General features: G+C 38.5%; 6 protein-coding genes. 4 read left to right on the forward strand and 2 right to left on the reverse strand.

Annotation, left to right across the window (positions count from 1 at the left end):
• Positions 1–53 precede the first annotated feature (53 nt).
• Genes dinB through K8S13_RS00215 form a run of 3 tightly spaced genes read left to right on the forward strand, consistent with a single transcriptional unit; the run spans position 54 to position 2532 of the window.
• Entirely contained in the window at positions 54–1220 is a 1167-nt protein-coding gene (gene dinB, locus K8S13_RS00205) for a DNA polymerase IV (protein WP_291459586.1), read from the forward strand.
• Positions 1210–1491, forward strand: coding sequence for an acylphosphatase (locus K8S13_RS00210; RefSeq protein WP_291459587.1), 282 nt, complete (start codon positions 1210–1212; stop codon positions 1489–1491). The genes dinB and K8S13_RS00210 overlap by 11 nt, the downstream gene beginning before the upstream one ends.
• An 18-nt stretch (positions 1492–1509) precedes the next feature.
• Positions 1510–2532, forward strand: coding sequence for a hypothetical protein (locus K8S13_RS00215; RefSeq protein ID WP_291459588.1), 1023 nt, complete (start codon positions 1510–1512; stop codon positions 2530–2532).
• 64 nt (positions 2533–2596) lie between these two features.
• Here K8S13_RS00215 and dfsP read toward each other — a convergent pair whose 3' ends face one another.
• Together dfsP and K8S13_RS00225 are read right to left on the reverse strand one after the other, a co-directional pair.
• Positions 2597–3220 carry a DUF166 family (seleno)protein DfsP gene (dfsP, locus tag K8S13_RS00220; RefSeq protein WP_291459589.1) on the reverse strand — a complete coding sequence of 208 codons (624 nt, stop codon included), beginning with the start codon at positions 3218–3220 and terminating at the stop codon, positions 2597–2599.
• Between the two features lie 3 nt (positions 3221–3223).
• Positions 3224–3877: a lactate utilization protein gene (locus K8S13_RS00225; RefSeq protein WP_291459590.1), complete on the reverse strand. Its 654-nt coding sequence runs from the start codon at positions 3875–3877 to the stop codon at positions 3224–3226.
• 646 nt (positions 3878–4523) lie between these two features.
• Here K8S13_RS00225 and K8S13_RS00230 point away from each other — a divergent pair.
• Positions 4524–5649 (forward strand): AMP-binding protein (locus K8S13_RS00230; RefSeq protein ID WP_291459591.1); only part of this gene is annotated, 1126 nt, incomplete at its 3' end.

Here is a 5649-nt window from a genome sequence, read left to right on the forward strand (position 1 = left end):
ACTGATCCACAAATATATTCTTGAAATGCAAAAAAATGATCTTGCACATTGACATGGACGCATTTTTTGCGGCTGTTGAACAAAGAGACAACCCGGCTCTAAAAAACAAACCCGTCATCGTATCAGGAAATTCAAAAAGAAGCGTGGTATCAACGGCAAGCTATGAAGCAAGGTTATTTGGCATCGGATCAGCCATGCCGGTCTTCCAGGCAAAACAAAAATGTGGCCATTTGATTATTGTTCCCGGTAATATGAAAAAATACCGGACCGATTCTAAAAAAATCATGGAAATCCTTTCTCATTTTTCCCCTCTGGTGGAACAGGTTTCCATTGATGAGGCATATGTTGATATTAAAGGGTGTGAAAGGCTGTTTGGCTCTTCAAAAAATATTGCCCGAGCCATAAAAAAAAATATATATGCTGAGCTTTCTTTAACCTGCTCGGTGGGGATCGCACCCATTAAATTTCTCTCCAAGATTGCATCAGATATGAATAAACCCGATGGAATAACCATTATTACAAAATCCCAGGTAAAAAATTTCATTTTTTCCCTGCCCATCCAGAAAGTGCCGGGGGTTGGGAAAAATGCAATGAAGCAAATGAAGATCTTACAGATCAAAACTCTGGGGGATATAAACAAATATACTCTCCCTATATTAAGTAAAAAATTTGGCAAAATGGGACAAAGGCTAATAGAGCTTTCAAATGGTATTGATTCATCAAAGGTCGAAATTAATTATATAAGGAAATCTATTTCCAGCGAAACAACGCTGTCTAAAGATATTTTTGATTTTGAAACTATCAAACAGGTGTTATTGGACAGATCTCAAATTGTTGGCAAGGATTTAAGAAAAAAGAAATTAGTGTGTGAAAATGTATTTATAAAGCTTAAATTTTCCGATTTTTCACAAATAACCAGAAGCAAAAAACTTGATACATTTATTTGCTCTTCCTCTGCTATCTTTAATGAAGCACTTGCCCTGTACAAAAAGATCCTGTTAAAAAAGAAAATCAGACTTGTAGGGGTGGGTGTTACTGCACTCAAAGATAAAAATACCCCGGTCCAGATGCAGCTGATACCAGACCGGAACAGGCGCAAAGACCAATGGGAATCCGTGGATTCGGCTATAGATTCAATATCTAAAAAATTTGGCGATAATATCGTTAGAAAAGCATCATTAACCAAAACAAACTATAGGAGAAATCCCGATGCCGAATAAAACTCAAATTAAAGTTATTGTCAGTGGCAGAGTCCAGGGTGTCTTTTACCGTGCTGAAACCAAAAATACAGCAGACAGGCTTGACGTCAAGGGATATGTTAAAAACCTTCCCAACGGCTCTGTAGAGGCTGTATTTGAGGGAGATGGCCCGGCTGTTACCCAGATGATGGAGTGGTGTCATAAAGGACCGCCAGCAGCAAAAGTTGAACATGTCCTGGCCGAAAAGGCAGAAGTCTCTTCGAATTTTGAATCTTTTGAAATCAAATATTAACTCAAAAAAGGAGGAGATGTGCCGATTCCCGGAAATCTTTTAACCACGGCCATGGCGGTCATGCCTCATACGGATGTTCATCAGGCTTTGGAAGCCGCATTAAGTCTTGATGTTCCATTTTGGCCCCAATTGCCCAATTATAGTTATTATGAAGACATGTATGTTCAAGCTGCTGAGCATTTTCCGGGTATCATCCTGGATATGGAACACAAGACCTTACGGTTTTCTCTGGATAAATTCATTGAAGAATTTGAAGAAACCATGACCCATTTTGAAGAGCCGGAATACTTTGATGTCAGCAAAACCTATTCTGTAGTCTACCATCGTTTTTTAGATCTGGATTTGTCTGATCGGCCGGCCATTCGAGGACAGCTTGAGGGCCCGGTCAGTTTTGGCTTTAATATTCTTGACCAGGATGATCGGCCCATCCTGTTCGATGATACGATTCGTCCCTTCATGTTCGAGTTCATGGCAAAAAGAATCAATGCCCAGTTAAATCGCTTGAAAAATAAAAACGCCAATGCATTTATGTTTATTGACGAGCCTGGACTTCAATTTATTTTTTCCGCCATGTCCGGTTATGGTGAACAAAAAGCAAAAGTCGATATGGATGAATTTTTTTCCATGATTGACTCTCCTCGTGGTATCCACCTTTGCGGTAACCCTGACTGGGATTTTCTGCTGGGCCTTGATATGGATATTTTATCTTTGGATGTATATTCAAATGCCCAGATTTTTGCTTCCTGTGCTTCCTCAATTAAAAAATTTTTAAACAAAGGGGGAATCCTGGTCTGGGGTATTATTCCAACCGGTTTTGAAACTTTTGAAAAAGAAAATCTTGATTTTCTTGCCTTTAAGCTCAACAATATCTGGAAGGCTCTGGGTAAAAAGGGGATTGATATTGATCAGATCGTAAGAAACAGTATGCTGTCACCTGCCACTTGCTGTCTGGTGAACAAGGACAAAGAAAAAACAGTCCAAAAAGCATTTCAAATGACCCGTAATATTTCCCAGATATTAAGAGAACAATACAAGCTGTGAGAGCGGAAACGCCAATTTATTTCATACTACTCAAAACTCATATCTCATTACTTTTATATAAACTTTATTTCTTTTTCTTTAACCCGGCTTTCAAAACAGCGGTATGAACGTCTGCCGCAAGATGAACCGGGCTTTTTCCCCAAAGCGGATCCCAGGATGCAGGATCTGCCGAACAAAAAAACTGAACCTCAAGCCCGAATCGTGTTAATGCCTTTTCAATAGGCATGTTTTTTATTTTTTGGGCCGCATTCCATGTAGCACCGCATGGCGCACCCTTTGAGACCTTGATCTTTGTAATAATATCTTTTTTTGTAACCACCTCAAATTCAGGTGTACCAAAAGCCTTGCCATAATCCCCAAGACAATTCTGCCTGGAAAGAGCACAGCATATTGGAGGACAGATGGCTTTTCCGGTTGTTATCTTTTTTCCTGAAGCAACCACCGGGATATCAAGTTTTTTACACAGTACACTTAAATCATCTGAAAGGTCCCTGTGTTTTAAATAATCAAGTACAATATCTGCATCAATTTTATCCGGCAAATATTGTGATGTGTCGTCAAGTACAAGCGGCAATGTTTCATCAATGTCAAATGTTTCAATGATAAATTGTTTTTCGCCAAATTTATTAATACCGTCTATTTTACTTTTTCCAGACCCGTTCTGCTGGAAAACCATGATTTTCTGCATATTTTAAAACCCCAAATCTTCATTAACAAGAATAATCTTAATCCTGTTTTTTATAAAACTTTTTTCAATAATTGTCCAGTAATTACAAATCCTGTCAGGACTGCTGCAATCATGACAAATACCGGTTTTACGGCAGGGTGTGTTTTTGTCGAGGTTCATGGTATTTACAGGGGCAGCATAATTTTTTATCCTGATCATGGCACCTTCCAGGTCTTCTGTAATTTTATTTCTCCCAACGACTAGTAATACGGTTTTTGGACCCCACATTATAGCTGCAACCCGGTTTCCCATCATATCAAGATTAACCAGATGGCCGGCTTCAGTGACCGCATTCGTACCGGTAATAAACAAATCCACCATTAAAGACTGTCTTCTTAAGTCCATCATTTCTTCATTTGAGAGTTTTCTGTCAAATGTATTGAGGACTTTAATGTCCGGGTTATCCTTGAGTTCATGAAAAAGACCTGTGGCAACAAAAGACATTGAACCGCCCCAGGAAACACTTTTAATATCAAGCTTAGGGATAATTTCATTCATGGCAATCTCTTTGGCATCTTTTGCATTCCGAGCTATAAAGACTTCAAAATTATTATTCTCAAGGTTCTCTTTTACAGATTCCAATTTAAGATTCCAGTAATTCTCAATAGGATTTTTCATTTTTATATCCTTTCTTTATTTATCTTAATATAAATCAATAATTCAAAAAAGCACTATAAACAAAATTTGATTTATCATGCAATAAAAATTTATCATTAACGCTGTACGAAATAATGGAACGATCATATATTCCATTGAACTTGCTGATTCCATGCCTGGGAAAACACCAAATCTTTTTTATTATTTTTTAAATACAAGTAAATTTATTACTTAAAATATCTTGTTTGAGGAGATCAAACAATGTTTAAAACCCTTTATCCTCAAGGATTTTGATACCTTAGCATCTTTTTATTACCAAGCAATCCAGGTATTGTAAAATTTTATTGTTTTTTTATTGTTTTTTTATTGAAAAAAAATAATTTTTTTGTTGACTTACGCTTTCGTTCTTAATAATTCTTTATTTATAACATAAATCGGATTCAGTAAATGACTACGATTTGCATCTCATTTGATACGTTGCCTGTACTCGGCCTGAAGCGGTAAATACAGACTGCTTTTAGTAGAAAAATTAAGTTGTAATATATATTCATTTTTTTATTACCATTTTTATTTTGTAAAAAGGGAGGTGGTGCCCTAATTAATAGTTTTTCTTGTAATTATAGCAAGTTATCGATTAAACCAGTACCAAACCATAAGGAGATGATCCATGAGCGAAAAAGAAGTTGTGGAAACCACAGAAGCCCAAATTGCTGTTCACTGGAAAGAGGAAGACTATTACTACCCTTCCTCAAAATTTATCGGACAGGCCAATCTTTCAGATCCAGCGGTTTTTGATCGATTCAGCCTGGATAACTTTCCGGATTATTACACTGAATATGCCGAATTGCTGACATGGTACAAGTATTGGGATGAAGTTCTGGATACCAGTGATGCTCCGTGTTACAAATGGTTTAAAGGCGGAAAGCTCAATGCCAGCTATAATTGTATTGACCGGCATCTGAAAGATAATAAAAACAAAACCGCCATCCATTTTGTTCCCGAGCTTGAAGGAGAAAGGGTTGATCATATCACCTACCAGGAGCTTTATGTAAGAGTAAATGAATTTGCAGCATTGTTACGGGATACGGCAAAGCTCAAAAGAGGGGACAGGGTTACCATCCATATGCCAATGTCGGCAGAGCTCCCCATCACTATGCTGGCCTGCGCAAGGCTCGGTGTCATCCATTCGGTAGTTTTTGGCGGATTCTCTCCCAGTGCAAGTGCCGACAGAATCGTTGATTCCCAGTCCAGGGTTTTAATCGTGTCAGACGCTTATTACAGGGCAGGCAAACTTCTTAATCATAAATTCAATGCTGATGAAGCCGTTAAAATTGCAGCAGAACAGGGACAGACAGTAGATACAGTTCTTGTATGGCAGAGATATCCGGGCAAATATTCTTCCGATACCCCAATGGTTGATGGAAGAGACATTTTTGTAAATGAAAAATTAAAAGACTATTATGGTGCCCGGATTGAACCCGAACAGATGTTGAGTGAAGATCCTTTATTTTTAATGTATACCAGCGGCACAACGGGTAAACCCAAAGGCTGCCAGCACGGCACAGGCGGATACCTTGCCTATACCGCTGCCATGTCAAAATATATTCAGGACATTCATCCTGAAGACGTTTACTGGTGTATGGCAGACATCGGATGGATCACAGGCCATTCCTTCATTGTTTACGGCCCGCTTGCCCTGTGTGCATCTACTGTAATTTTTGAAGGGGTTCCAACCTATCCGGATGCAGGAAGATCCTGGAGAATTGCCCAGGAGCTTGATGTCAATATTTTCC

Source organism: Desulfobacula sp. (genome assembly GCF_021107415.1).